At 65.8% G+C, this 26400-nt stretch carries 20 protein-coding genes and 1 tRNA gene; 12 read left to right on the top strand and 9 right to left on the bottom strand.

What is annotated here, in order from left to right; all coding sequences use genetic code 11:
* Nucleotides 1-16 precede the first annotated feature (16 nt).
* Both HWX08_RS06805 and HWX08_RS06800 read right to left on the bottom strand, forming a co-directional pair.
* Complete coding sequence (locus HWX08_RS06805) at nt 17-886, bottom strand: sulfurtransferase (RefSeq protein ID WP_069259470.1); 870 nt, start codon at nt 884-886, stop codon at nt 17-19.
* Between the two features lie 117 nt (nt 887-1003).
* The gene (locus tag HWX08_RS06800) at nt 1004-2110 is read right to left on the bottom strand and encodes an aromatic ring-hydroxylating oxygenase subunit alpha (protein WP_174922396.1); all 1107 of its coding nucleotides are present in this window, start codon (nt 2108-2110) and stop codon (nt 1004-1006) included.
* Between the two features lie 271 nt (nt 2111-2381).
* On the opposite strand from HWX08_RS06800, the gene HWX08_RS06795 reads away from it, so the two are divergent.
* The 4 genes from HWX08_RS06795 (at nt 2382) to folE2 (ending at nt 6506) form a co-directional block, all read left to right on the top strand.
* The gene (locus tag HWX08_RS06795) at nt 2382-2675 is read left to right on the top strand and encodes an exodeoxyribonuclease VII small subunit (protein WP_040139363.1); all 294 of its coding nucleotides are present in this window, start codon (nt 2382-2384) and stop codon (nt 2673-2675) included.
* Nucleotides 2672-3556, top strand: coding sequence for a polyprenyl synthetase family protein (locus tag HWX08_RS06790; protein WP_069259472.1), 885 nt, complete (start codon nt 2672-2674; stop codon nt 3554-3556). Before HWX08_RS06795 ends, HWX08_RS06790 begins: the two co-directional genes overlap by 4 nt.
* Before the next feature lie 81 nt (nt 3557-3637).
* Nucleotides 3638-5542 carry a 1-deoxy-D-xylulose-5-phosphate synthase gene (gene dxs, locus HWX08_RS06785; protein ID WP_069259473.1) on the top strand — a complete coding sequence of 635 codons (1905 nt, stop codon included), beginning with the start codon at nt 3638-3640 and terminating at the stop codon, nt 5540-5542.
* A 154-nt stretch (nt 5543-5696) separates the two neighbouring features.
* A complete protein-coding gene (gene folE2 / locus HWX08_RS06780; protein ID WP_174922397.1) occupies nt 5697-6506 on the top strand; it encodes a GTP cyclohydrolase FolE2 in 810 nt (269 codons plus the stop codon).
* Nucleotides 6507-6575: 69 nt separating this feature from the next.
* Here folE2 and tsaD read toward each other — a convergent pair whose 3' ends face one another.
* On the bottom strand, nt 6576-7616 hold the full coding sequence (gene tsaD, locus HWX08_RS06775) for a tRNA (adenosine(37)-N6)-threonylcarbamoyltransferase complex transferase subunit TsaD (protein WP_069259474.1): 1041 nt from the start codon (nt 7614-7616) through the stop codon (nt 6576-6578).
* Between the two features lie 130 nt (nt 7617-7746).
* Here tsaD and HWX08_RS06770 point away from each other — a divergent pair, with 130 nt between their 5' ends.
* The 7 genes from HWX08_RS06770 to HWX08_RS06735 all read left to right on the top strand — a co-directional run bounded on the left by HWX08_RS06770 (nt 7747) and on the right by HWX08_RS06735 (nt 16405).
* On the top strand, nt 7747-8967 hold the full coding sequence (locus HWX08_RS06770; RefSeq protein WP_174922398.1) for a BaiN/RdsA family NAD(P)/FAD-dependent oxidoreductase: 1221 nt from the start codon (nt 7747-7749) through the stop codon (nt 8965-8967).
* Nucleotides 8968-9073: 106 nt separating this feature from the next.
* Nucleotides 9074-9286 (top strand): 30S ribosomal protein S21, encoded by a 213-nt coding sequence (gene rpsU / locus HWX08_RS06765; protein WP_006479415.1) that lies wholly within the window; start codon nt 9074-9076, stop codon nt 9284-9286.
* Between the two features lie 201 nt (nt 9287-9487).
* Complete coding sequence (locus HWX08_RS06760) at nt 9488-9934, top strand: GatB/YqeY domain-containing protein (RefSeq protein ID WP_069259476.1); 447 nt, start codon at nt 9488-9490, stop codon at nt 9932-9934.
* Nucleotides 9935-10006: 72 nt separating this feature from the next.
* On the top strand, nt 10007-11884 hold the full coding sequence (dnaG, locus tag HWX08_RS06755) for a DNA primase (protein ID WP_069259477.1): 1878 nt from the start codon (nt 10007-10009) through the stop codon (nt 11882-11884).
* A gap of 88 nt (nt 11885-11972) precedes the next feature.
* Nucleotides 11973-14390 carry an RNA polymerase sigma factor RpoD gene (gene rpoD / locus HWX08_RS06750; RefSeq protein ID WP_076606000.1) on the top strand — a complete coding sequence of 806 codons (2418 nt, stop codon included), beginning with the start codon at nt 11973-11975 and terminating at the stop codon, nt 14388-14390.
* A gap of 129 nt (nt 14391-14519) precedes the next feature.
* Nucleotides 14520-14595, top strand: a tRNA-Ile gene (locus tag HWX08_RS06745).
* 259 nt (nt 14596-14854) lie between these two features.
* Nucleotides 14855-16405: a phospholipase D family protein gene (locus HWX08_RS06735; RefSeq protein WP_174922399.1), complete on the top strand. Its 1551-nt coding sequence runs from the start codon at nt 14855-14857 to the stop codon at nt 16403-16405.
* Nucleotides 16406-16412: 7 nt separating this feature from the next.
* Here HWX08_RS06735 and pdxR read toward each other — a convergent pair whose 3' ends face one another.
* Nucleotides 16413-17879: a MocR-like pyridoxine biosynthesis transcription factor PdxR gene (gene pdxR, locus HWX08_RS06730; protein WP_174922400.1), complete on the bottom strand. Its 1467-nt coding sequence runs from the start codon at nt 17877-17879 to the stop codon at nt 16413-16415.
* Nucleotides 17880-18192: 313 nt separating this feature from the next.
* On the opposite strand from pdxR, the gene HWX08_RS06725 reads away from it, so the two are divergent.
* Nucleotides 18193-18843: a pyridoxamine 5'-phosphate oxidase family protein gene (locus HWX08_RS06725; protein WP_174922401.1), complete on the top strand. Its 651-nt coding sequence runs from the start codon at nt 18193-18195 to the stop codon at nt 18841-18843.
* Nucleotides 18844-19095: 252 nt separating this feature from the next.
* Here the strand turns inward: HWX08_RS06725 and HWX08_RS06720 are convergent, their stop codons facing one another.
* The 5 genes from HWX08_RS06720 to HWX08_RS06695 all read right to left on the bottom strand — a co-directional run bounded on the left by HWX08_RS06720 (nt 19096) and on the right by HWX08_RS06695 (nt 26393).
* Nucleotides 19096-20928: a S53 family peptidase gene (locus HWX08_RS06720; protein WP_174922402.1), complete on the bottom strand. Its 1833-nt coding sequence runs from the start codon at nt 20926-20928 to the stop codon at nt 19096-19098.
* Nucleotides 20929-21866: 938 nt separating this feature from the next.
* Nucleotides 21867-22337 carry a VirK family protein gene (locus tag HWX08_RS06710; RefSeq protein ID WP_069259483.1) on the bottom strand — a complete coding sequence of 157 codons (471 nt, stop codon included), beginning with the start codon at nt 22335-22337 and terminating at the stop codon, nt 21867-21869.
* Between the two features lie 81 nt (nt 22338-22418).
* Nucleotides 22419-23030: an ankyrin repeat domain-containing protein gene (locus HWX08_RS06705; RefSeq protein ID WP_174922403.1), complete on the bottom strand. Its 612-nt coding sequence runs from the start codon at nt 23028-23030 to the stop codon at nt 22419-22421.
* Nucleotides 23031-23109: 79 nt separating this feature from the next.
* On the bottom strand, nt 23110-24645 hold the full coding sequence (locus HWX08_RS06700) for a catalase (protein WP_174922404.1): 1536 nt from the start codon (nt 24643-24645) through the stop codon (nt 23110-23112).
* Between the two features lie 260 nt (nt 24646-24905).
* Nucleotides 24906-26393 carry an efflux transporter outer membrane subunit gene (locus tag HWX08_RS06695; RefSeq protein WP_174922405.1) on the bottom strand — a complete coding sequence of 496 codons (1488 nt, stop codon included), beginning with the start codon at nt 26391-26393 and terminating at the stop codon, nt 24906-24908.
* Nucleotides 26394-26400: the final 7 nt, after the last annotated feature.

Here is a 26400-nt window from a genome sequence, read left to right as displayed (position 1 = left end):
CGCGCCGGCGCTTGGCTTACGGTGTCGGGCCGGTTGCGATCGGCCGCGACGGATCGGCGCTCCATTCGCTCCACGAGCCCGGATACAGCGACGCGCCGTGCAGGCCCGCAACCTCGAGCGCAAGCGCGTTGTGGCAGGCGGTGACGCCCGAGCCGCATTGCAGGATCACGCGATTTGGCTCGGTGCCCGCCAGCACGGCGGAAAACGCCTCGCGCAGCTCATGGCCGCTCTTGAAGCGGCCGTCGGCGGCCAGGTTGTCCTTGAAGAAGCGATTGCGCGCACCGGGGATATGGCCGCCCACACGATCGATCGTTTCGTTTTCGCCGCGATAGCGGTCCGGTGCGCGCGCATCGATCACGACGCGCGTGGGTGACGTCACGTTCGCGAGCACGGCCGCCGCGTCGACCGTCGATTCGAGCGGCGCAGCCGTGCGGAAATCGCCGGCAGCCGGTTGCGGCACGTCGGTCGTCAGCGGCTGGCCGGCGGCTTCCCAGGCCTGCAGCCCGCCGTCGAGCACGGCGACCGAATCGTGGCCGAGCCAGCGCAGCAGCCACCACAGGCGCGCCGCATAGGCGCCGCCTTGCGCGTCGTACGCGACGACCTGCTGGCCTTGCTTGAGGCCGCGGCTGGCGAGCAGTGTGGCGAGTGCGTCGCGCGTCGGCAGCGGGTGGCGGCCGTTGGTGCCCGTCTTGCGGCCCGACAGGTCGCGGTCGAGATGGAGGTACTGGGCGCCGGGGAGATGGCCGGCCGCATAGGCGGCTTCGCCGGCAGCGGGATCGGCGAGATCGAAGCGGCAGTCGAACAGCGCGACGCTGCCGGGCGCCGCCGCCAGGCGCTCGGCGAGATTGGCGGCGGAGATGAGCGTGGTGTAGTGAGTGTGTGGCATGACGGCTCCCTGGAGTGCGAATGGCCTGACATTCCAAGTCTAAACAAAAAAAGACGGGCCGAAGCCCGTCTTTTCGTCTGCCGGATGGCGTGCGGCGTCAGGGCGCCGCACCGGCCGTCAGAGGTCGCCGAGGTGGCGGCGCAGGAACTCGTGGAAGTGCTGCATGCCGTCTTCCATCGGGCTCTGGTACGGGCCGACCTGCGACTCGCCGCGTACCATCAATGCACGGCGGCCGGCGTCCATCCGCATCGCGATTTCGTCGTCCTCGACGGCCGTTTCCATATAGGCGGCACGTTCGGCTTCGACGAATTCGCGCTCGAACAGCGCGATTTCCTCGGGGTAATAGAACTCGACGATGTTGGTCGTCTTCTGCGGGCCGCGCGGGATCAGCCACGACACGACGAGCACGTGCGGATACCACTCGATCATCAGGCCCGGGTAGTAGACCATCCAGATCGCGCCGAACTCCGGCGGCACGCCGTTGCGGAACTTCAGCACCTGCTCGTGCCATTTCTGGTAGGTCGCGCTGCCCGGCTTCGCGAGCGCGTTGTGCACGCCGACCGTCTGCACGCTGTACCAGTCGCCGAACTCCCACGTGAGGTCGTCGCACGACACGAAGCTGCCGAGGCCCGGATGGAACGGGACGACGTGGTAATCCTCGAGGTAGACCTCGATGAACGTCTTCCAGTTGTAATCGCACTCGTGCACTTCGACGTGATCGAAGAGGTACTCGGAGAAGTCGAAATGATGTTTCGTGCCGAGGTTCGCGAGGTCGCGCGCGACATTGCGGCCTTCGGCCTCGAACAGCAGCCCCTGCCAGTTCTGCAGCGGGCTCTTGCCGAGGTTCAGGCACGGCTTGTCGGGGAAGTGCGGCGCCCCGAGCAACTGGCCTTCCAGATCGTACGTCCAGCGATGCAGCGGGCACACGATGTTCTGCGTATGGCCGCGCCCGTTGAGCATGATCGCCTGCCGGTGCCGGCAGACGTTCGACAGCAGTTCGATCTGGTTCGTCTGGTTGCGGACCAGCACGCGGCCTTCCTTCTCGGACGGCAGCGCGAAGTAATCCCCCGCCTCGGGCACCATCAACTCGTGCCCGATGTAACGAGGTCCTTTCTTGAAGAGGGTTTCGATCTCGCGCTCGAGTAGCGCCTCATCGAAATATGCAGTGACTGGAAGCTGGCTGTGAGCCGACTTCAACTGAAGCGCGTCGCTCAGATTGGACATTCCCACTCCCGGTGTTAGCGTGAAAGCAGTGAACAACCCAACCATCGAAAAATCGATTTAGGGAAACGGAGAATTATACCCGGTTCGCCCCGCAAGGCTAGGATTAAGTGCCTGATTTGTGTCAATTTTTTGTCGGGCGACAATCGGGAGGCGCACAATGTACGCCGAAGGTGGGACCGGAATCTGTACCCGGGTGCCCACGACGGCAGGTCGGAAAATTCTCTTTTGCCGTAGAATGTCCGACTTGTTTTGAAATTTGACACCCTCGTCCATGGCGAAAACCGCATCCCCAGGCGCCACGCCGCCCGGCAATGGTACCGAACCGTTGCCGGACAATTACGAAACGGCGCTCGCGGAACTCGAGACGCTGGTTGCCCGGATGGAAGGCGGCGCGTTGAGCCTCGAGGATTCACTGGCGGCGTATCGCCGCGGTGCGACCCTCGTTGCGTTTTGCCAACAGCAGCTTGAGAAAGTGGAGCAGCAGGTACGCGTGCTCGACGGCGCGACGCTGAAGCCGCTTTCGTCCGGAACGGCCGCCACGGACGGCGAAGACGACGATCTATGACATTCGAACAATGGATGCGGTCCGTGCTAGACCGTGTCGAGGACGCTCTCGGCCACTATTTGCCCGCTGACACCGCGGTGCCGGCGACGCTTCACGAGGCGATGCGCTATGCGGTCCTCGGCGGCGGCAAACGCGTTCGCCCGCTGCTGTGCCATGCAGCAGGCGAACTGACCGGCGCGACGGAAGCGGCGCGCAATGCGGCGGCGGCGGCACTGGAGATGATCCACGTCTACTCGCTCGTGCACGACGACATGCCGTGCATGGACGACGACGCGCTGCGTCGCGGCAAGCCGACCGTGCACGTGCAGTACGACGAGCCGACGGCATTGCTCGTCGGCGACGCGCTGCAGTCGCAGGCGTTCGTCGCGCTGACCGACGCCGCCGCGCTGTCGCCGGTGCAGCAGGCCGCGCTCGTGCGCGAGCTGGCGCTGGCGAGCGGCTCGATCGGCATGGCCGGCGGGCAGGCGATCGACCTGGCGAGCGTCGGCCTCAAGCTGACGCGCGAGCAGCTCGAGACGATGCACCGGATGAAGACGGGCGCATTGCTGCGCGCGGCCGTGCGGATGGGCGCGCTGGCCGGCGAGACGCCGTCCGCGGAAACGATGGCGGCGCTCGACGTATACGCGGGGGCCGTGGGTCTGGCCTTCCAGGTCGTCGACGACATTCTCGACGTCACGACCGATTCGGCGACGCTCGGCAAGACGGCCGGCAAGGACGCGGCGAACGACAAGCCGACCTATGTATCGATCCTCGGTCTCGAGGCGTCGCGCGAGCTCGCAGCGCAATTGCGCGCCGAAGCGCACGACGCGCTGAAACCGTTCGGCGCACGCGCACAGCGTCTCGCCGAACTTGCCGACCTGGTAGTGAACCGGGTCAGCTGACGCGAAAGCCCGCCGCCGCGCACCTGCCACGGTGCGTGCAATAGAATGCGGGCGCGTTTGATTTCCTACAATGGAACGACGATGTACGACTTGCTGAAAACCATCGACGACCCGGCGGATTTGCGCCGCCTCGATCGTCGCCAACTTCAACCGCTCGCGGACGAGCTGCGCTCGTTCGTGCTCGACAGCGTGTCGAAGACGGGCGGCCATCTGTCGTCCAACCTCGGGACGGTCGAGCTGACGATCGCGTTGCACTACGTGTTCAACACGCCGAACGATCGCATCGTCTGGGACGTGGGCCACCAGACCTACCCGCACAAGATCCTGACGGGCCGCCGTGACCAGATGCATTCGCTGCGCCAGTACGACGGTATCTCGGGCTTCCCGCGCCGCAGCGAATCCGAATACGACACGTTCGGCACCGCGCACTCGAGCACGTCGATCTCGGCCGCGCTCGGCATGGCGATCGGCAGCCAGCTGAACGGCGACGACCGCTTCTCGATCGCCGTGATCGGCGACGGCGCGATGACGGCCGGCATGGCGTTCGAGGCGATGAACAACGCGGGCGTGTCGGAAGATGCGAAGCTGCTCGTGATCCTGAACGACAACGACATGTCGATCTCGCCGCCGGTCGGCGCGCTGAATCGCCATCTCGCCCGCCTGATGTCGGGCCGCTTCTATGCGGCTGCGCGCGCGGGCGTCGAGCGCGTGCTGAGCGTTGCGCCGCCGGTGCTCGAACTCGCGCGCAAGCTCGAGGAGCATGCGAAGGGCATGGTCGTGCCGGCCACGCTGTTCGAGGAATTCGGCTTCAACTACATCGGTCCGATCGACGGTCACGATCTCGATTCGCTGATTCCGACGCTGCAGAACATCCGCGAACTGCGCGGCCCGCAGTTCCTGCACGTGGTGACGAAGAAAGGCCAGGGCTACAAGCTCGCCGAAGCCGATCCCGTGCTCTACCACGGCCCCGGCAAGTTCAACCCGGCAGAAGGCATCAAGCCGTCGACCACGCCCGCGAAAAAGACCTACACGCAGGTGTTCGGCGAATGGCTGTGCGACGAAGCCGAGCGCGATACGCGCGTCGTCGGCATCACGCCCGCGATGCGCGAAGGCTCGGGCATGGTCGAGTTCGAGAAGCGCTTCAAGGATCGCTACTACGACGTTGGCATCGCCGAGCAGCACGCGGTGACGTTCGCGGGCGGCCTCGCGACCGAAGGGCTGAAGCCGGTCGTCGCGATCTACTCGACGTTCCTGCAGCGTGCGTACGATCAGCTGATCCACGATGTCGCGCTGCAGAACCTGCCGGTCGTGTTCGCGATCGACCGCGCGGGCCTCGTCGGCGCGGACGGCGCGACGCACGCGGGTGCATACGATCTCGCGTTCATGCGCTGCATCCCGAACATGACGATCATGGCCGCATCCGACGAAAACGAATGCCGCCAGATGCTGCACACGGCGCTGCAGCAGCCGAACCCGACTGCGGTGCGCTATCCGCGCGGCGCGGGCACGGGCGTGGCGACGGTGAAGGAATTCACCGAGATCCCGCTCGGCAAGGGCGAAGTGCGTCGCCGCACGTCGCAGCCGGAAGGCAAGCGCGTCGCGATCCTCGCGTTCGGCACGATGGTCGCCCCGTCGCTGGCCGCCGGCGAAGAGCTCGATGCCACCGTCGCGAACATGCGCTTCGTGAAGCCGATCGATGCAGCGCTCGTGCGCGAGCTCGCCGAGACGCACGACTACCTCGTGACGGTCGAGGAAGGGTGCGTGATGGGCGGCGCGGGCTCGGCCTGCGTGGAAGCCCTGATGGAGAGTGGGGTTATCCGACCCGTACTACAATTGGGCCTCCCTGACCAGTTCATCGATCACGGCGACCCCGCGAAGCTGCTGTCGCAATGCGGCCTCGACGGCGCGGGTATCGCGAAATCGATTCGCGAACGCTTTCTGAATCCGGCGGCCGATGTCGCCGGTCAGGCGAAGCGCGTCGCATAAGCCGGCGCCGCCCGACGGCGGTGCCGGTGCGACTGGCGCGACCGGTCTTCATTGATGCGGAAAACATGGGCCTGCGGGCCCATGTTGCTTTTCCGGCTGCCGCATGACGCGGCGTGCGCGTCGTCGAACGCGCGGCTTACAAGGATTGAACAAGATGAACCAGATGAATCCCGCCTTCGTGATGCCCGACGTGCAGAGCACGGTGGATACCCGCCAGATTCCGATTCAGCGCGTGGGCGTGAAGGCGGTCCGGCATCCGTTGACGGTGCGTACCGAAGGCGGCGACGTGCAGCCGACCGTCGGCGTCTGGAACCTCGACGTGCGCCTGCCGGCCGACCAGAAGGGCACGCACATGTCGCGCTTCGTCGCGCTGCTCGAAGAGAATCGCGCGCCGCTGACGGTCGAGCGTTTCCGCGCGATGCTCGCGTCGATGCTGGAAAAGCTGGAAGCCGAGGCCGGCCGCATCGAAGTCACGTTCCCGTACTTCGTGAACAAGACGGCGCCGGTGTCGGGTGTGCAGAGCCTGCTCGACTATGAAGTGACGCTCGCGGGCGAAAGCCGCAACGGCGACACGCGCCTGTTCCTGAAGGTGCTCGTGCCGGTGACGAGCCTCTGCCCGTGCTCGAAGAAGATCTCGCAGTACGGCGCGCACAACCAGCGTTCGCACGTGACGATCGATGCCGAACTCGCGGCCGACCTGCCGGTCGAGGCGCTGATCCGCATCGCGGAGGAAGAGGCGTCGTGCGAGCTGTGGGGCCTGCTGAAGCGTCCGGACGAGAAGTTCGTCACCGAGCGTGCGTACGAGAACCCGAAGTTCGTCGAGGATCTCGTGCGCGACGTCGCGCAGCGTCTCGATGCGGACGAGCGCGTGATGGCCTACGTGCTCGAAGCCGAGAACTTCGAGTCGATCCACAACCACAGCGCGTATGCGCTGATCGAGCGCGACAAGCGTCAGGCGGCATAACGCTGCGTCTTTTTGTCGCGCCGATGAGAAAGGCCGCTCGAACGAGCGGCCTTTTTGTTGTCGCGCGGCTCAGCGCGCGAGCGACGCGAGATCCCAGCGCGGCTTCACCGTGAATGCGTAATCGGCATTCGCCTGCTCGGGCCAGCGGCCGAGCCGCAATGCGCCGGCGAGCGCGATCATCGCGCCGTTGTCGGTGCAGAGCGCGAGGTCGGGGTAGTGGACGTCGAAGCCGCGCTTGGCCGCGGCGGCCGACAGCGCGGCGCGCAACTGGCGGTTCGCGCCGACACCGCCCGCGACCACGAGGCGCTTGAGCTTCGTCTTCTTCAGCGCGGCGAGCGACTTCGCGACGAGCACGTCGACGGCCGCGTCGACGAAGCCGCGCGCGAGGTCGGCCTTCGCGCGTTCGAGCGCTTCGCCGTCGAGCTTCGCCGCTTCGAACTTCTTCATCTGCGTGAGCACCGCTGTCTTCAGGCCGCTGAAACTGAAGTCGAGATCGCCCGAATGCAGCATCGGGCGCGGCAGCACGACCGCCCCCGGCGTACCGGTTTCGGCGAGCTTCGACACTTCCGGGCCGCCCGGATAGCCGAGGCCGATCAGCTTGGCCGTCTTGTCGAACGCTTCGCCGGCCGCGTCGTCGAGCGTTTCGCCGAGCGTCTCGTACACGCCGACGTCGGTCACGCGCATCAGTTGCGTATGGCCGCCGGACACCAGCAGCGCGACGAACGGGAACGGCGGCGGCTGCTCGACGAGCAGCGGCGACAGCAGGTGGCCTTCGAGGTGATGGATGCCGACGGTCGGCTTGTTCCACGCGAGCGCGAGCGCATTCGCGATGCTCGCGCCGACCAGCAGCGCGCCGGCGAGTCCCGGGCCTTGCGTGAACGCGATCGCGTCGATGTCTTCGCGGCGCGTGCCGCTTTGCGCCATCACTTCCTCGAGCAGCGGCAGCGCGCGGCGGATATGGTCGCGCGACGCGAGTTCGGGCACGACGCCGCCGTACTCGCGGTGCATCGCGATCTGCGAATGGAGCGCGTGCGCGAGCAGGCCGCGCTGCGTGTCGTAGAGCGCGAGGCCGGTTTCGTCACAGGAGCTTTCGATGCCGAGAACGAGCATGGGTGCGGGCAGGGCGCGCCGTATCGGACGCGCCGCGGGAAGGTCAACGTAACCAGAAAGTATAGCAGGCGGGGGCCTGCCGCCGCTGGCTGCGGCCCGGGGCGGAGGCCGGGCGGGTACAATCCGCGCCATGGAAACTTATGATATCGCCGTGATCGGCGCGGGTGCGGCCGGGATGATGAGCGCCGCGGTGGCCGGGCAACTCGGTCGCCGCGTCGTGCTGATCGATCACGCGCCGCGGCTCGCCGAGAAGATCCGCATCTCGGGCGGCGGCCGCTGCAACTTCACGAACCTGTACGCGGGCCCCGACAACTACCTGTCGTCGAATCCGCATTTCGCGCGCTCGGCGCTGGCGCGCTATACGCCGCGCGACTTCCTCGGGCTGCTCAAGCGCCATCACGTGACCTGGCACGAAAAGCACAAGGGCCAGCTCTTCTGCGACCACGGCAGCGACGCGATCATCGACATGCTGAAGCACGAGTGCGACGCGGGCGGCATCGCGTGGCGCCGGCCCGTCGTCGTCGACGCGGTGCGTCACGCGCCGGCCGACGGCTTCACGCTCGACACGCAGCAGGCGGGGACGATCGGGGCGCGCGCGCTGATCATCGCGACCGGCGGTCTGTCGATCCCGAAGATCGGCGCGACCGACTTCGGCTACCGGCTCGCGAAGCAGTTCGGCCACAAGCTCGTCGATACGCGGCCCGCGCTCGTGCCGTTGACGTTCGCGCCGCAGGACTGGGCGCCGTTCGCGGCGTTGTCCGGCGTATCGCTCGAAGTGCGCGTATCGACCGGCGACAGGAAGCGCGGCGGCGAATTCGTCGAAGACCTGCTGCTGACCCATCGCGGCCTGTCCGGGCCCGGCATCCTGCAGATTTCGAGCTACTGGCAGCCCGGCGACCCGATCCGCGTCGACCTGCTGCCGCAGCGCGACACGGTGGCCGACCTGCTCGATGCGAAGCGCACGTCGAAGCGCCAGATCGGCTCGCTGCTCGCGGACTGGGTGCCGTCGCGCCTCGCCCATGCATGGCTCGACACGCACCGCGTGGCCGCCGACGCGCGGCTCGCCGACCTGCCCGACAAGACGCTCCGTCAGATCGGCGACGCGCTGTCCGGCTGGACGCTGACGCCGAACGGCACCGAGGGCTACAAGAAGGCCGAAGTGACGAAGGGCGGCGTCGATACGCGCGAGCTGTCGTCGTCGACGATGATGAGCGCGCGCGTGCCGGGGCTCTTCTTCGTCGGCGAGGCGGTGGACGTGACGGGCTGGCTCGGCGGCTACAACTTCCAGTGGGCATGGGCGTCCGGTACCGCGGCCGGGCAGGCCGCGGCGGAGTACGCGCGCGGCGCCTGAGACGCCGCGCCGGCGCCGTTCTGGCGGGGCCCGGCCCCGTGCCTTTAGGCAATCGCTCTGCTATACTCGGTAGTCTTTCCCTGCAAACCTTTATTCGTGTCGGATCATGACGATCATTCGCGTTAAAGAGAACGAGCCGTTCGAAGTTGCAATGCGTCGCTTCAAGCGCACGATCGAGAAGAATGGTCTGTTGACCGAGCTTCGCGCGCGCGAGTTTTACGAGAAGCCGACCGCAGAGCGCAAGCGCAAGAAGGCTGCTGCGGTGAAGCGTCATTACAAGCGGATTCGCAGCCAGACGTTGCCGAAGAAACTGTACTGAACGATTGGGCGCCGCGCGGTTCGCTGAGCGGCGCACCGGCGACTCCGTGCGGTCGCGGAAGATCATGCATGATCGCGCGACCGATCAGGCGAGCCGCCGATGCCGGATTCGAGCAACCCGCTTGAGACATTGTCCCAAGCGGGTTTTTGTGTTGACGCCCTTTGGCGGGCGTCGGATTCACGTTTCCTTCCCGGGTGAAAGATGAGTTTGAAAGAGCAGATCAGCGAAGACATGAAGGCCGCGATGCGCGCGAAGGAAAGCGAGCGCCTGGCAACGATTCGCTTGCTGATGGCCGCGATCAAGCAGCGCGAAGTCGACGATCAGGTCACCCTCGACGACGCGGGCATCACGGCCGTGATCGACAAGATGATCAAGCAGCGCAAGGATTCGATCAGCCAGTTCCAGGCGGCCGGCCGTGACGACCTCGTCGCGAAGGAGCAGGCCGAACTGGTCGTGCTGAGCGGCTACATGCCCGAGCAGCTGTCGGAAGCCGAGGTGGCTGCCGAAGTCCAGGCCGCGGTCGCGCAGACGGGCGCCGCCGGCCCGCAGGACATGGGCAAGGTGATGGGCGTGCTGAAGGGCAAGCTTGCCGGCCGTGCCGACATGACGGCCATTTCCGCGCTGGTCAAGGCCGCGCTTTCGAAGTAACACCGGTTTCTCCGGCGCGCGCCGTGCGGGCGCCGGGGGTGTCGTATTGTCTTTTTTTCGCTCGATCCCACGGTGATTCCGCATTCGTTCCTGCAGGATTTGCTGAACCGCGTCGATATCGTCGACGTGGTGGGCCGGTACGTGCAGCTCAAGAAGGGCGGCGCCAATTTCATGGGGCTGTGCCCGTTCCATAACGAGAAGAGCCCGTCGTTTACCGTCAGCCCGACCAAGCAGTTCTATCACTGCTTCGGTTGCGGCGCGCACGGCACGGCGATCGGCTTCCTGATGGAACACGCGGGGCTCACGTTCCCGGAAGCCGTGCAGGAGCTCGCGCAGTCGGTCGGGCTGACCGTGCCGCACGAGCCGTCGATGCGCGGCGGCGGTGGGGGCGGAGGCGGTGGCGGCGACTATCCGGCGCCGGTGTCGAAATCGGTCGCGACCGCGTTGTCCGACGCGATGACCGCCGCGTGCGACTACTACCGCAAGCAGTTGCGCGGCGCGACCGTCGCGATCCAGTACCTGAAGAACCGGGGCCTGACCGGCGAAATCGCCGCGCGCTTCGGGCTCGGCTATGCGCCGGACGGCTGGCAGAACCTCGAGGCCGCGTTTCCCGACTATCGCGACGAGTCGCTCGTCGAGGCGGGGCTCGTGATCGTCAGCGAGAAGACCGATGCGCAGGGCGTCGCGCGCCGCTACGACCGGTTCCGCGAGCGGATCATGTTCCCGATCCGTAACGTGAAGGGGCAGGTGATCGGTTTCGGCGGACGCGTGCTCGGCAGCGGCGAGCCGAAGTACCTGAATTCGCCCGAAACCCCGCTGTTCAACAAAGGCAGCGAGCTGTACGGGCTATTCGAGGCGCGGCTCGCGATTCGCGAGCGCAAGTACGTGCTGGTCGTCGAAGGCTACATGGATGTCGTCGCGCTCGCGCAGCTCGGGTTCCCGAACGCGGTCGCGACGCTCGGCACCGCATGCACGCCGATTCACGTGCAGAAGCTGCTGCGCCAGACCGATACGGTCATTTTCAGTTTCGACGGCGATTCGGCCGGGCGGCGGGCAGCCCGGCGCGCGCTCGAGGCCTGCCTGCCGCACGCCGGGGACAACCGCACGATCCGGTTCCTTTTTCTGCCGGCCGAGCACGATCCGGACAGCTACGTGCGCGAATTCGGCGAGGCGGCGTTCTCCGAGCAGATCGAGCGCGCGATGCCGCTGTCGCAATTTCTGCTGAACGAAGCAATTTCCGGCAAGGCGCTCGATCAGCCGGAAGGCCGCGCGAAGGCGCTGTTCGATGCGAAGCCGCTGCTGCAGGCGCTGCCCGCGAATGCGTTGCGCGCGCAGATCATGCACATGTTCGCCGACCGCCTCGATATCCCGTTCGAAGAGGTCGCGGCGCTGTCCGACGTCGATACGCGGATCGCGCCGCCGCCGCGCCAGGCGCCCGCGCGCAGCGAGCGGCGGCGCGTGACGGACAGCGAAAAGCGCGCGCTGCGCACGCTGGTGATGCATCCGCGCATCGCGTCGCAGCTCGACGACGAGCAGATTGCGACCCTGCGCGCGTTGCCGCGCATCGGCGAACTGTTCGCGGAAGTCGTCGAGCATGCGCGCGCGCTGGGCGACGGCGCGGAATTCCGGCTGCTGTCGGATGTGCTGCGGACGTCCTCGAACGGCGCGACTTACGAGGAAATCTTCCGCGAAATTCTGGACTATGATGAAAACGTCCGCGACTTGCTGTTACAGAATCCGGAAGACGAGACGGTGCCCGAGCGGCAGCGCGAGCAGGAGCGGATCGCGGGGGAGGAACTTCAGGCGGCGGTGCTCAAGATGCGTTACGACGCCTGCTGCGACCGGCTCGACAGGCTGGCGCGGCAATCCGCCTTCACACCCGAGGAATTGGCCGAATTGACGGAATTGAACCAGCAGCGAACCGACATGAAGCGTCGGCTCGGGCTGTAGGCGGCCGGGGAGCTTAGAGAGGGTTCCCCAGCGTGCTATAATATAAGGTTTCCAGCGGTTTGTTTTCCAAGCAGAGGCGAGAATCGCGATGGCAAAGACGACAGGCGGAAAGAAAGCAACAGGCAAGGGCTCGACGGAGCCGACCAAGAAGGTCACAGCGGCCAAGTCTGCTTCTTCCACCAGGACGACGTCTTCAGCCACGACAGCCCCGGCAGGAAAGAAAACCGCGGCCGGCACTGCTCAGGCTGCGCCGGCACCGGCAGCCAGAACACGGGCTGCCGCCAGACCCGACTCCGGGCCGGCCAAGCCGGCGGCGAAGCGGGCAAGTGCGAAAAGCGCAAGGGACACGACTGCCGCCGCGGACGAAACGGCAGTACGTACTACTCATGCACCCACGGTTCAACCGGCTGTCGTCCAGCAGCCGCGAGTCGATATAGCCGGTACGGCGAACTCCATGACCAAAAAGCTGAACGAAGTATCCGTCGAAGACGACGCAAATCAGAGCGACGAGCAGCCCGCAGCGGCGGCTGCACCGGGCAAATCCAAGGTGCGCGATCGTCGCGCCAAGGAAAAGGCGCTGCTGAAGGAAGCGTTCGCGACGAGCACGCCGGGTACGGCCGAGGAGCTCGAAGAGCGCCGCGTGAAACTGCGCGCGCTGATCAAGCTCGGCAAGGAGCGCGGCTTCCTGACGTACGCCGAAATCAACGACCACCTGCCGGACAACTTCACCGAGACCGAAGCCCTGGAAGGCATCATCGGCACGTTCAACGACATGGGCGTGGCGGTCTACGAGCAGGCGCCGGACGCGGAAACGCTGCTCCTGAACGACAACGCGCCCGCCGCGTCGTCGGACGATGAAGTCGAAGAGGAAGCGGAAGTCGCGCTGTCCACCGTCGATTCGGAATTCGGCCGTACGACCGATCCGGTCCGGATGTACATGCGTGAAATGGGCACCGTCGAGCTGCTCACGCGCGAAGGCGAAATCGAGATCGCGAAGCGGATCGAGGACGGCCTGCGCCACATGGTGATGGCCATCTCCGCGTGCCCGACGACGATCGCCGACATCCTCGCGATGGCCGAACGCGTCGCGAACGAAGAGATCCGCGTCGACGAGCTCGTCGACGGCCTGCTCGATCCGAATGCGTCGGACTCCGCCGATACCGACGGCTTCTCCGCGAAGGAAGCGGAAGCCATCGAGAACGAGGACGAGGAAGCCGAAGAGGAAGAGGAAGAAGAGGAAGAGGAGGAAGACGACGGTGCCGCGCAGGCATCGGCCAACGCCGCCCAGCTCGAAGCCCTCAAGCGCGCGTCGCTCGAGAAGTTCTCGCAGATCAGCGAGTGGTTCGACAAGATGCGCCGCGCGTTCGAAAAGGAAGGCTACAAGTCGAAGGCCTACCTGAAGGCGCAGGAAACGATCCAGAGCGAACTGATGACGATCCGCTTCACCGCGCGTACCGTCGAGCGCCTGTGCGACACGCTGCGTGCGCAGGTGGACGAAGTGCGTCAGGTCGAGCGCCAGATCCTGCACATCGTCGTCGACAAGTGCGGGATGCCGCGTTCGGAATTCATCGCACGCTTCCCGGGCAACGAGACCGATCTCGACTGGGCCGAGAAGATCATGGCCGAAGGCCATTCGTACAGCGCGGTGCTGTCGCGTAACGTTCCGGCGATCCGCGAACAGCAGCAGCGCCTGCTCGACCTGCAGGCGCGCGTCGTGCTGCCGCTGAAGGACCTGAAGGAAACCAACCGCCAGATGGCGGCCGGCGAACTGAAGGCACGCCAGGCGAAGCGCGAAATGACCGAGGCGAACCTGCGTCTCGTGATCTCGATTGCGAAGAAGTACACGAACCGCGGCCTGCAGTTCCTCGACCTGATCCAGGAAGGCAACATCGGTCTGATGAAGGCGGTGGACAAGTTCGAATACCGTCGCGGCTACAAGTTCTCGACCTATGCGACGTGGTGGATCCGCCAGGCCATCACGCGCTCGATCGCGGACCAGGCGCGCACGATCCGTATTCCGGTTCACATGATCGAGACGATCAACAAGATGAACCGCATCTCGCGGCAGATCCTGCAGGAAACCGGTCTCGAGCCGGATCCGGCAACGCTCGCCGAGAAGATGGAAATGCCGGAAGACAAGATCCGCAAGATCATGAAGATCGCGAAGGAGCCGATCTCGATGGAAACGCCGATCGGTGACGACGACGATTCCCATCTCGGCGACTTCATCGAGGACACCAACACGGTCGCGCCGGCGGATGCCGCGCTGCATGCGAGCATGCGCGACGTCGTGAAGGACGTGCTCGATTCGCTGACGCCGCGCGAGGCGAAGGTGCTGCGGATGCGCTTCGGCATCGAGATGAGCACCGATCACACGCTCGAGGAAGTCGGCAAGCAGTTCGACGTCACGCGCGAGCGGATCCGTCAGATCGAGGCCAAGGCGCTGCGCAAGCTGCGTCACCCGAGCCGTTCCGACAAGCTGAAGTCGTTCCTCGAAGGGAACTGATTTCCAGCGTCTCTGCTGCGAACGCCGTCGGCATCCGCGTGATGCCGGTGGCGTTCGTCTCCTTTGTTGTTACAATGCCGGCCCGGCGTCTTCGCCGGGGCGGCGCGTAACACGCTTCGCTTCTCATCAGGGCTTGTAGCTCAGCGGTTAGAGCAGTCGACTCATAATCGATTGGTCGCGGGTTCGAACCCCGCCGGGCCCACCAGATTTCATGCGCGCGCTTGCGCGGCATGCCGAAACCCGCGATGGCTTCATGCGTCGCGGGTTTTTCTTTGCGTGCACGCGTAACACGTGACGGGATCAGGAAAGTACCGAGAAGGCGCCGCACCACCATCAATCGAAGTATGCTGTGGCGCGGCCGTTTCACACGCAATACCGATTGCGGCCGAAGGCAAGCCAGACAGCCGCGCGATCCGTCCGGCGGCGAGAACAAACAGACATCGGCCGGGAGTGGGACGGCAATCATGATCATGCTGCGTACGTGGGGTGCGATTCTTTCGTTGCTGGCGCTCGTTGCATGCGCGAGCCTGCCGCCGCAGGCCGAGCGCACACCGACGCACGCATACACCGATACGGACGACACGCGGCTCGGCATCGCGTTCCGGCAGCAGGCCGCCGCCCATCCGGGGCAGGACGCGTTTCATCTGCTGACCGATCCGGTCGATGCGCTGGATGCGCGCGTGTTGCTTGCCGATCGCGCGGGCCGGTCGCTCGACCTTCAGTACTACATCTGGCATGACGACCTGACCGGACACGAACTGGCCGACGCGATCATTCGCGCGGCCGATCGCGGCGTGCGCGTGCGTGCGCTGCTCGACGATCTCGGCACGAACGCGGACGACCGCAAGCTGCTCGAGATCAGTTCGCACCCGAACATCGAGATCCGGCTGTTCAATCCGGTCGCCACGCGCCGATTCAAGAAGATCGGCACGGTGTTCGAGTTCTCGCGCGTCAACCGGCGCATGCACAACAAGGCGATGATCGCGGACAACCAGGCCGCGATCGTCGGCGGCCGAAATATCGGCGACGAGTATTTCGGCGCATCGTCGATGCTGGAATTCGGCGATCTCGACGTCGTCGTCCACGGCCCGGTCGTGAAGGACATCTCGACCGAATTCGACACGTTCTGGAATTCCCCGTACGCGTATCCGATCAGTGCGCTGGTCGGGCACGACGCGACGCCGGGCGGGCTGGATCGCGAGCGCGAACGGTTGCGCGACTACCTGCGGGCGATGGAGGACAATCCGTACGTGCTCGAGGCGCGGCAGCGGCTCGACCGGATCGTGCATGGGCAGGGCACGGAACTCTCGTGGGGCCGTGCGACGGTGCTGTACGACGATCCGTCGAAGATCGCGCATGCGCCGAAGGACAGCGCCGGGCACCTGCTGCCGCAGTTGCGGGCGCTCGCGTTGCAGCCCGAACATGACCTGCTGATCGTGTCGCCGTATTTCGTGCCGGGCAAGGAGTTCGTCGAGCGGCTGCGCGCGCTCACGGCGCGCGGCGTGCGCGTCACAGTACTGACGAACTCGCTCGCGTCGACCGACGTGGCGGCCGTACATGCCGGGTACCGGCACTACCGAAACGATCTCGTCGCCGCCGGCGTCCGGCTTTACGAACGGCGGCCGTCGGGCGACAAGAGCATTTCGAAGCAGGTCATCATCGGCTCGTCGCGCGCGTCGCTGCATGCGAAGACCTACGTGTTCGACCACAAGAGCATTTTCATCGGGTCGATGAATCTCGATCCGCGCTCGCTGAACCTCAATACCGAGATCGGCGTGTACTGCGAGAGCCCGGCGATTGCGTCGCAGGTGGCCAACGATCTGGAGGCACGGCTCGACCGAATCGCGTGGCGGGTCGAGCCGAGGCCCGGCACGGCGGGCGGCGGGCAACTCAAGTGGATTCAGACCGATTCGGACGGCAAGGTCACCGAGCTCGATCACGAGCCGGAAGTGTCGCCCGCGCGGCGGATGGAAGTCTGGTTTCTCGGGCTGTTTCCGATCGAATCGCAACTGTGAGCGACGCTCAGCCGCGCGTGCGGCCGAGCTGTTCGATGACGGCCGCGAACTGCGTCGTCGCGGTCTCGATCGTCGCGTCGTTCAGGCCGGCGTATCCCAGCACGAAGCCGTTGTACGGCCGGCCTGCGCCGACCCGATAGCTGCTCAGCGACTGAAGCAGCAAGCCATGCGCGGCTCCCGCGCGGGCGACGTCGGTATCGTGCAGCGGCATCGCGAGATCCGCCGACAGATGCATGCCGCCCGGGCTTTCCCGAACGCGCAACGCAGTGCCGAGGTGGCGCGCGAGCGCCGCCTCGAGGCTGCTTCGCCGCTCGGCGTACAGCGTTCTCATCCTGCGCAGGTGGCGCGCAAAGAGGCCGGTGTCGATGAATTCGGCCATCGCGAGCTGATCGGCCGGGTGGCCGCGATGGACGAGTTCGCGCAGCGTTCGGGTGAAGCGTTCGACCAGCACCGGGGGCACCACCATGAATCCGAGCCGAAGGGCGGGAAACATCGTCTTGCTGAAGGTGCCGAGATAGCAGACAGGCGCGTCGGCTTGCAAGCCCTGGATCGCGGGCAGCGGCTGCCCGCCGTGGCGGAACTCGCTGTCGTAATCGTCCTCGATGATCCAGGCGCCGCACGCCCGCGCGCGTTCGACGAGCGCCGCTCGCCGCCGCGGGCTCATCAGCGCGCCGAGCGGGTATTGGTGCGACGGGGTCGTGTAGATCAGTCTCGGCGGCAGGGTGCGCCACTGCTCGTCGGTGGGCACCATTCCTTCCTCGTCGACCTCGATCGGGACGAGAGCCAGACCGGTCGACCGGAACGCGGTTCGGGCGCCGTTGTAGCAGGGATTCTCGAGCCAGCCGAATTCGCCGGGATTCGCCAGCATGCGGGCGCACAGTTCGAGGCTGCCTTGTGTGCCGTCGGTGATGAAGACCTGGCCCGTTTCGCAACGCACGCCTCGCGAGACCCGGATGTATGCGGCGACGGCGCGCCGCAGTTCGGGCAGTCCTTCGACCGGGCCGTAGGCGAGCTGCGCGGGCCGGATGACTTTCCACGCGCGCTCGATGCAGCGGCGCCATTGAGCGACGGGGAATTCGTCGAGCGACGGAAGGCCGGGCACGAACGGCAGCATGCGTTCGGGTTCGGGATCGGCGTTCTCCAGCCCGCGCACGCGCTCGGACAATTGAACCGGCGCCGTGCGGCTTTCGCGCGCTGCGGCCGAACGGTCGCACCCGTCCCATAGCGTGATCGTGCCGTTGCGCGTGGCCGCGACGAAGCCTTCCTCGGCGAGACGCTCGTAGGCATAGACCGCCGAATTGCGTGCGATCCCCAGCTCGGCGGCGAGCACGCGCGTCGACACGAGCCGCGTGCCGGGCGGGATTTGCCCGTCCAGCAGCAGGTCGCGCAGGCGCCGGTAGAGGGCTTCCTGCTGGCTGTGGCGCGTCGTGCCGTCCGGGCTGGCAAGCGACGAGATGAGTAGCGCGAGATCCATGAGCTGGTTCCAGAATTTATCGTTGAGCTGGTTCTTTTGAAGAGTCGGTGCGCGTCGTATCGTTCACGTTCTCGCGGTGCCGGCCGGCACGCGGGCGTTTCCGGCGATCGTCGCGGAAAGCGGAACGCGCGTATTTTGATCGATCTGGCAGGCGACTGTCGATGGTCGATCGACCGCGCGTTCACGCGTTGAAGTTGCGCGAGTTCGATTCCATTAACTTCGTAGTGCAAATATATTTCGAGCGGATGCCTGCAGCTTCCCGAACCGCAGGCCGCTCGATGCGCGTCAGCGCGCGCAAACAGGAAAACGAAACATGAAAGACCAGAACGTCATCCCGTCCACGTCACGCACCACCATTCGCCGGCTGCCGGAACTGGCGAATCGCGATCGGACGATGCTCAATCGCATCGTGGACGAAGCGTACGTATGCCACATCGCATTCGGTGCAGGCGACGATACGCACTGCATTCCGACCGCGCACTGGAGACGCGGCGATGACCTCTACGTTCACGGGTCCAACGGCAGCAGGATGATCAAGGCGCTGTCGGCGGGCGCGCAGGCGTGCGTCGCGATTACGCTGCTCGACGGTCTCGTGCTGGCCCGGTCGGCCTTCAACCATTCGATGAACTATCGATCCGCGGTGATCTACGGGCGCTTCGACGTCGTGGAGGGCGGCCCTGACAAGCTGGCGGCGCTGGATGCATTGATGGAGAAGATCGCGCCGGGACGCACGCATCACGCGCGGCCGGGCAACGTGAATGAAATCAATGCGACCAGCGTGCTGCGGATCGCCCTTGCGGAAGCCGCGGTGAAAGTCAGCGATTCGATGCCGTCCGACAAGGACGAAGATCTCGCGCTCGCCGTCTGGACGGGAATCCTGCCGCTGAAGACGACGCGCGGCGCGCCGGTTCATGCCGATCGCGACATGCCGGTACCGGACTACGTTCGCAACTGGGCCGAGTGATCTGCGGGGCAAGGGCCGTGCGGTTTCGCGGTACACGGCGGCATGCAGTGCGTGGGGCGATGCTGCCTTCAGGTCGCAGCGTGATTGCAGGATTGACACCTGCATCGCCTCGCCTGCTGCGCGCTCCGCGAGCTGGCGCGAAATGCAAAAACCCGCGACGGCCGGGCAGCCGTCGCGGGTCGTTCATACGATCGGGTCCGGCTCCAAGCGTGCGCTACGGGCTGCACGCGGAACCGGGCGGTCGTCGATCCATCAGCGTGCGAAATCCGGCGTGCTCTGGATGAACGCGTTCAGCTTCGAGATGTTCACGCTGCCGAAACCGGTCGTCGCGTCCCAGCCTGCCTTCGCCTTGTAGCCGTAGGTGCCGCTGCCGTTGTTGCCGGACGTGACGTCGTGCAGCAGCGCCGCGTTGCTCGGGAAATACTTGTAGATGCTCGACGCGGGGAACCCGAGCGCATTGTTGTTCGCGGACTGCAAGCGCGCCCAGATGCCCGTGAAGATCGGCGCGGCGAGGCTCGTGCCGCCTTCGTTGTTCAGGTAGCCCGAGCCCCACAGCGTGTCGGACGTCTGGCCGTTCACGACGAGAATCGCACCGGTGCGCAGGTCCGCATCGAAGCCGACGTCGGGCAGCGCGCGCTTGGTCGATCCCGTGAGGGTCGACGATTGCCACGACGGCGCGGCTTCGTACTTGCTGTACCCGCCGCCCGTCGACCACACGGTGCCCGGCTGCCAGCTCGGATCGTTCCAGACGATCTCGCTGTTGTACGCGCGGGTCGACGTGTTGGTGAACAGCGTCGTGCCGCCCACCGCGATCACGTACGGCGACGTTGCCGGCTCGCTCACCGTGTAGGTCGAGCGCGACGGCGTGCCGCCCGCGCATTCGTACGCGCCGTGATCGCCGGCGGATACGGAGAAGGTCTGCCCTTGCGCGATCGCCTGCTTGAAGATGGTGTCGTCGGTTGCCTGCGAGCCGGTGCTGTTCGCGGACGATTCGCACACGCCGAGCGATACGTTGATCACTTTCGCGACGTTGTCGGTCACGGCCTTGTTGTACGCGGCGGTGATCGCCGTGAGCGTCATCGACGGCGCGACGTAGAACACGACCTGCTTCACGCTGCCGCCGGCCGCGCCGACGATCGACTGGCTGTCGAGGTTCCATTCGACGGTGCCGTCGGTGTCGGTGTACGAACTGCCGGACGGGCCCGTCTTCACGATGCTGCTGCTGATCGTGCCGAGGCCGTTGTTCGCGGCGAACGTATTGAGGTCGCTCACCGTCTGCGACAGATCGCCTTCGGAGATGATGCCGACGGTGGTCTGCGACGCCGTCGGCGTGCCGTCGCCGCCGTAGATCGACGAGAATTCGGTCGGGTTGTGGGGCACCGCCGATGCGCCGGACGGAATCGTCAGGTTGCCGGTGTTGCCCTGCGGCTGGCTGCCCGCGCCCGTGTGCATCAGCTCGACGTTCTGCAGCCCCAGCACCGCGCCCACGACGCCGCCGATCGCGTTCGGCACCTGCGCGGCGTCGGTGTTCGCATAGACGCTGCGGCCGTTGTGCGTGAAGCGCTTGAGCGTGGTGCGGAACGCGGACTTGACGGTCGCCGCGGTGCCGGACGCGGATACCAGCAGCCGGTTCGGCGCGACCACGATGTTCACGAAGCCCGCCTTGCGCAGATGGGCGACGACGGAGGCGACCTGCTGGTCGGTCGGCGCGTATTGCGCCGCGAACTGCGCCGGCGTGAGGAACTGCCGGTAGTGCGGGGAACCGGGCGTATGCAGGTCGTGCAGGTACTGGTCGAGCTGTGCTTCGTTGCGCAGGTTCAGCCCGAGCACGATGTCCACCGATTCGCCGGGCGCCATCTCGATGGCCGCCGCCGCAGCGGCAGCCGTGCTCGCGGCAGGCGCACCGGCCGCACCGGCTTCGTTTTGCTGCACGAGCGGCAGGAAACCCTTGGTACGCGTTTCGGTCCAGCCGGCAGCAGGCGCGGCGTGAACGGTGGCCATGCCGAACGACGCGGCAGCGGCGACGGCGAATGCGAGCTTGACGAAGCGCTTGTGTTTTTGATTCTTGTCTGCAACCTGATTCATTTGAATTACCCCTCCGGTTGAACATCGAACGGCACGAACAACGACGGTCGACAGCGGTGCGGGTCATGCACCGCCGGTTTCTGTCGCACGCGTGCGGATGGCACGGACGCGACAGGGCCTTTCGCCCGATCCGGAAAGCGGTTTTTCTCCGGGGGCGAAATACGGAAAATGCGGTAACGAGAGGGCTGCGCCGCGATGCGATGCAGCCGCGCGGACAGCGCGCGGGCGGGATTGCTAGAGCAACAGTTTCGTTGTCCTGCTCATTTGATTCGATCCTTCGGCCTGCTGCCGGATGGCAGTCGTCCAGTGAAATGCATCGGGGTGTTGCATGCGCCGGCGAGAACGATACGGCCGGCGGCGAGCACGGCGGTGCAGCGGAAGCGAAAAAACGTAGAGCGGAAGCGCTTGCGTGGCGAGCAATTCGTCAGATTGACTGGATCGGACGGTATCAAGAACGAAAGCGCGGTGTCAAACTTTTTTTGATTATATGAAACTAAATTAAAGCGAATAAGTGAAATGTTTTTGAAACTATTGGCAGTAATTTGTAATATTCGCGCTCGGCAAAGAAAGGAAGGCCCAATTCGAATTGCCGATACTTTCTGGTTCGATGCGTAATTCGCGCGACGAGGCTGACCGTGTTCGAGGCATGACTCGAATTGCCGACGCGCTGCGGGTGACTCGGCGTAGTCGCTCGCCATCAGGATCTGGCGCTGGCGGCGCCCGATATCGAAGCAGATCTCGGCAGCGAAGGGGGCGCGCCTTTCTTCTCCCGATCCGGCTCGGATCGCGTTCTACCGGCCGCTCGACGATTTTTTCTGATTTTTCGGGTGTACACAGGCGGGGCACGAGACGGGCTCCTTGCGCCGCGCATCACCTTTATTCCGTAGTAGTCCTGCTTTTCAATCGAGGAATTTCGCGTCCGCTACGAATCGCCTTCGTCAGTCGCGTTCGCGCCATGCATAGGAAAAACGGAGACCGTCGCCGAGCGTGCACTGGAAAACCTGGGCCGGCGCGACGGGTTGATACGTGGTGGGCGAAAGCGAGCGCACCGTCACCGTCGCGCTTTCATCCTGCATGACGCGGTACTGGATCAGTTCGAGTACCGTCGTTCCGCTCGGCTGGACGGTCAGGTGCTGGTTGGCGAACGCGAGCGTGTTGCCGCCGACTTCCATGAAGTCGCGTATCGCGAAGCCGCCGGACACGGTGGGCACCGTTGCCTGCGCTTGCGCGGGCTGCGCGTTCCGGCACTGGTTCGGTGAAAAGATCGCGGTGACGGTCGTGCCGGCAAACAGCCGCGTGCGCAACTGCCGATACGAATTGGCGTTGTCCGGCTGGGTGCTTGCGGCCGTCGCCGCGAGACTGGTTGCCGCACCGGCGGCAACAAGAACAATGGCGAAGCGATTCAGCATTTTCCTGTCTCCGTGCGATGAAACCAGCGGCACGATAGCACGGTGCGATCGCATCGTTCAGACGGTCGATTCGTAGTCGCGCTACTGTTTTGCCCCCGCTTGCCGCAGCGCGTCCGCGGCATATGTATTGCCGTGCGACAGCGCGAGTTGCAGCAGCGACTGGCCGCGCCGATCGACATGATCCGGATTCGCCCCGCGTGCGACCAGCAGCGGAATCAGCTCGAAGCGATTGAACAGCGTCGCGAATCCCAGCGCGGTTTCGCCGGCGCCGTTCGTCTGGTCGATCGGGCAATCCGTGTCGATCAGGCGCCGCGCGATGTCGGGTTCGTTCCTGAAGAGGGCGCCCATCAGCGCGGTGTTGCCGTGACGGTCGCCTACGCATGCGTTTGCGCCGGCCGACAGCAGGTAGTCGAGTGCGGCCGGCTGGCCGTCGTAGGACGCGAGTATCACGGCCGTAAAGCCGTGGCCGTCGGCGGCGTCCACGGGATAGCCGGCGTCGTGCAACGCGCGCAGGATGTCGACGCGTCCGACGCGGGCGGCGTCGAACCAGTCATCGTCGTAGTGGCGCAGCGCGGCGGGGGCGGCCCGCGAATACGCCGGCCGGTCGGGAAGGTGCGCGCAGCCGGCGATCGCGGCCAGCGCCAGGGCCGCGGCGATCGAACGGATCGCGCGCGTCAGGCGTTCGGATGGCATGAGGATGTCCTGATGGATGGGTGAGGTCGACGTGCGCGGCGCGGCACCCCGCACGTCGACGGCGGCCGCAGCCGCGGGATCAGTTCTCGCTCAGCTTCGCCGCGAGCGCCTGCACTTGCCCGACGTCGGCGTGAACGGCCTGCGCGAGACGCGTGCCGTAGTCGGCATCGGCCTTGTAGAAGTACGACAGCATCGCGTACTGGTTGGGTGCGTTCGTCACCTTGCCGAGATCGCCGGACAGCGCGGTGATCAGGTCGTCCCTGTCCTGTTGCGACAGGCTGCGGTAGTACTCGCCCGCCTGACGGAACAGCAGCTTCTTGTGGATCGCCTCCTGCTGCGTCGTTCCGCTGAGCGCCATGCGTACGGACTTGTACTGCGGATTGGGCGCGAGTTCATGCAGCGTCGACGGTTCGTAGTTCACTTCGCCCTTGCGGTCGCCGGCGTTCATCGCGCCGTCCTGGTTGTTGCTGACCACCGGCACGGCAGGCCGGTTGATCGGCAGATCCTGGTAGTTCGCGCCGAGCCGGTACATCTGCGTGTCGGCGTAGGCGAACAGGCGATCCTGCAGCATCCGGTCTTCGGACGGCTCGATGCCGGGCACGAGCCGCGACGGGGCGAACGCCGATTCCTCGGTCGACTGGAAGTAGTTCTCGGGCACGCGGTTCAGCGTCATCGTGCCGATCTTGCGCTCGGGGACGCCGGTCCAGACTTTCGTGTCGTCCAGTGCATCGAAGTCGAACCGGTTCAGTTCCTGCGGCGTGAGCACCTGCACGTACAGATCCCACTTCGGGAAATCGCGTTGCTTCAGCGCCCCGTACAGGTCGTTCGTCATCATGTTCCAGTCGTGCCCGATCGACGCGGCGATATCCTGCGGCCGCAGGCCGTGCACGCCTTGCCGGCTTTTCCAGTGGAACTTCACGTAGTGCACGTCGCCGCGCGCATTGACGAACTTGAACGCGTGCACCGCGAAGCCGTCCATGTGACGATACGAATCGGGCATGCCCGCATTCGTGTACAGCATCGTCAGCATGTGCGTCGCCTCGGGCGTGTGCGCGAAGAAGTCGAATGCGAGGTTCGGGTCCTGCACGCCGGTCACGGCGCTCGGCTTGTTCGCGTGAACGAAGTCGGGGAACTTGATGCCGTCGCGAATGAAGAACACGGGCCAGTTGATGCCGACCATGTCCCAGTTGCCCTGCTGCGTATAGAACTTCACCGCGAAACCGCGCGGATCGCGCGCCTGTTCGGGCGAGCCGCGATAGCCCATCACGGTCGAAAAGCGCACGAATACCGGTGTGCGGGTGCCCGGCGTGAAGACCTTCGCTTTCGTCAGGTCCGAGATGTCGGCGCTCGGCTCGAACTCGCCGAATGCGCCGGTGCCGCGGGCATGCACGACGCGCTCCGGAATGCGCTCGCGATCGAAGCGCTGCAGTTTCTCGATGAGTGCGGAGTCTTGCAGGAGCACGGGGCCCGCCGGGCCGGCCGTCTGCGAATTCTCGTTGTCGCCGATGGGCGCGCCCGTGTCCCGGGTGAGTTCGGCGGCATGGGAAGACGCGGAAAGTGCAACGCAGACCGCGGCGACCGCGTGTCTCAGCACGCGACTGGAGGATGAAGACATGACGATGGAACTCCTTGAATCCGATCGGTGGTGGGGAAACCGGTTGAATTAGAAGAGATCGTCAGATGATTGGCTAATTGATATTGGGTATGCAGCCGATAGTATCGGCATCGATGCGGTGCGCGCCCCGTCGTTGTTGGTGCAGCGAACAAATATTGTTGCGTGCGCAATGAGTCGTTGTGTCGTGCGATCCGCGTTGCGGGCATCGGTGCCGCGCCAGCGTCGCCAGACCCGGCCGCGCGGCACCGATCCCCTCGTCGTCAACCCGCGCCGGTCTGCCACCCGAGCCCGAGGCTCTTCTGCAGCGACACGTAGTCCTTGATCAGTTCGGCTTGCCCGGCGATCACGTTTTGCTGCGCGGCCAGCGCTTCGCGTCGCGTATCGAGCAGGTCGATCATCGAGGCGACGCCCGCGCGATAACGCTCATCCATCAGCGACCGGGAATGCACGGCCGACGTCTGCACCCTGGCGAGCGCGACGACGTGCTCGCGCTGGTGCCCGTAGCGCTGCAATGCGGTGTTCGCATCCTGCAACGCGCCGAGCACGGCCTTCTGATAGTTCGCGTCCGCTTCGTCGCGCGATGCTTCGGCCGCGCGCACCGCGCCGCGCGTGCGCCCGAAGTCGAGAATGTTCCATTGCAGATACGGCGCACCGACCCAGTTGAAGTTCTGCTTGCGGAACAGATGCCCCGGGTCGGTCGCGCTGAAACCGAGATCGCCGAGCAGCGTCACCTTCGGGAAATAGTCGGCGACATGCTCGCCGATCTGCGCATTGCTCGATGCGAGCCGACGCTCGGCCGCGCGAATGTCGGGGCGCTGTTTCAGCAGCGTGGCCGGGTCTCCGATCGCCACGCTGGCGGGCAGCGTCGGCAGCGGAGCGTCCGCGGTCGACAGCGCCGCGTCGAGCGCGCCGGGCGCGCGGCCCGTCAGGATCGCGAGCCGGTCGAGCGACTCCGTCACCTGCGCGTCGAGCGGGATCAGCGACGCGCGCGTGTTTTCGACCTGGGTCGTCAGGCGTTCGATGTCGGCATCGGCGGCGACGCCGCGTGCGCGGCGCTGCTGCGTGAGTTCGAGCATCTTCTGCTGCAACTCGGCGGTACGCCGCGACAGTGCAAGCCGCTGCTGCTGGTCGCGCAGGTCGACGTACGCGTTCGCGACTTCGGCCGCGATCGATACCTGCGTATCGGCGAGATCGGCGTTGACCGCTTCCGCCTGCGCGGACGCGGCTTCGACCGCGCGGCGCGTGCCGCCGAACAGGTCGATTTCCCAGGTTGCATCGAAGCCGGCCGAATAGAGCTGAAGCGGGCCCGAGCCGCCAGGCGTCGGCGACGTGCCGCCCGACTGGTTCGAGCCGTTCGACGGCAGCAGCGAACCGAGCGCGCCGATGTCCGGTTCGCGCGTGCGGATGGCGGCGACGGTGGCCGACGATTTCGGCAACTGCGCCGCTCGCTGTTGCGAGAGCTGCGCACGCGCCGCGCGCAGGCGCGCCTGCGCGGCGTGCAGATCGGGGTTGTACACGAGTGCGGCGGTGATCAGCTCGTCGAGCTGGCGATCGTTCAGCGCGTGCCACCACGCGCTCGGCGCGGGCGCGGTGGCGTCGACGCCGGAGGCCGGCGCGCGCACGAAGACGGGCGCATCCGGTGCGGCGGGCGCGCCGCGATAGTCGGGGCCGACCGTGCAGCCGGCGAGCAGGCACGCGGCCGCGCACAGCGTGAGCGCGGGGCGGCGGGGCAGGGACAAGGGTTTCATCGCGTAA

Source organism: Burkholderia metallica (assembly GCF_902832845.1).
Taxonomy (GTDB): domain Bacteria; phylum Pseudomonadota; class Gammaproteobacteria; order Burkholderiales; family Burkholderiaceae; genus Burkholderia; species Burkholderia metallica.
The sequence above is the reverse complement of the archived record's forward strand: the minus strand, read 5'-3'. Positions and strand labels throughout refer to the sequence as shown.

Excerpts from the sequence above, each read along its gene's own strand:
- HWX08_RS06805 (WP_069259470.1), bottom strand. The coding sequence starts at position 886 with ATGCCACACACTCACTACACCACGCTCATCTCCGCCGCCAATCTCGCC.
- HWX08_RS06800 (WP_174922396.1), bottom strand. The coding sequence starts at position 2,110 with ATGTCCAATCTGAGCGACGCGCTTCAGTTGAAGTCGGCTCACAGCCAG.
- HWX08_RS06795 (WP_040139363.1), top strand. The coding sequence starts at position 2,382 with ATGGCGAAAACCGCATCCCCAGGCGCCACGCCGCCCGGCAATGGTACC.
- HWX08_RS06790 (WP_069259472.1), top strand. The coding sequence starts at position 2,672 with ATGACATTCGAACAATGGATGCGGTCCGTGCTAGACCGTGTCGAGGAC.
- dxs (WP_069259473.1), top strand. The coding sequence starts at position 3,638 with ATGTACGACTTGCTGAAAACCATCGACGACCCGGCGGATTTGCGCCGC.
- folE2 (WP_174922397.1), top strand. The coding sequence starts at position 5,697 with ATGAACCAGATGAATCCCGCCTTCGTGATGCCCGACGTGCAGAGCACG.
- tsaD (WP_069259474.1), bottom strand. The coding sequence starts at position 7,616 with ATGCTCGTTCTCGGCATCGAAAGCTCCTGTGACGAAACCGGCCTCGCG.
- HWX08_RS06770 (WP_174922398.1), top strand. The coding sequence starts at position 7,747 with ATGGAAACTTATGATATCGCCGTGATCGGCGCGGGTGCGGCCGGGATG.
- rpsU (WP_006479415.1), top strand. The coding sequence starts at position 9,074 with ATGACGATCATTCGCGTTAAAGAGAACGAGCCGTTCGAAGTTGCAATG.
- HWX08_RS06760 (WP_069259476.1), top strand. The coding sequence starts at position 9,488 with ATGAGTTTGAAAGAGCAGATCAGCGAAGACATGAAGGCCGCGATGCGC.
- rpoD (WP_076606000.1), top strand. The coding sequence starts at position 11,973 with ATGGCAAAGACGACAGGCGGAAAGAAAGCAACAGGCAAGGGCTCGACG.
- HWX08_RS06735 (WP_174922399.1), top strand. The coding sequence starts at position 14,855 with ATGATCATGCTGCGTACGTGGGGTGCGATTCTTTCGTTGCTGGCGCTC.
- pdxR (WP_174922400.1), bottom strand. The coding sequence starts at position 17,879 with ATGGATCTCGCGCTACTCATCTCGTCGCTTGCCAGCCCGGACGGCACG.
- HWX08_RS06725 (WP_174922401.1), top strand. The coding sequence starts at position 18,193 with ATGAAAGACCAGAACGTCATCCCGTCCACGTCACGCACCACCATTCGC.
- HWX08_RS06720 (WP_174922402.1), bottom strand. The coding sequence starts at position 20,928 with ATGAATCAGGTTGCAGACAAGAATCAAAAACACAAGCGCTTCGTCAAG.
- HWX08_RS06710 (WP_069259483.1), bottom strand. The coding sequence starts at position 22,337 with ATGCTGAATCGCTTCGCCATTGTTCTTGTTGCCGCCGGTGCGGCAACC.
- HWX08_RS06705 (WP_174922403.1), bottom strand. The coding sequence starts at position 23,030 with ATGCCATCCGAACGCCTGACGCGCGCGATCCGTTCGATCGCCGCGGCC.
- HWX08_RS06700 (WP_174922404.1), bottom strand. The coding sequence starts at position 24,645 with ATGTCTTCATCCTCCAGTCGCGTGCTGAGACACGCGGTCGCCGCGGTC.
- HWX08_RS06695 (WP_174922405.1), bottom strand. The coding sequence starts at position 26,393 with ATGAAACCCTTGTCCCTGCCCCGCCGCCCCGCGCTCACGCTGTGCGCG.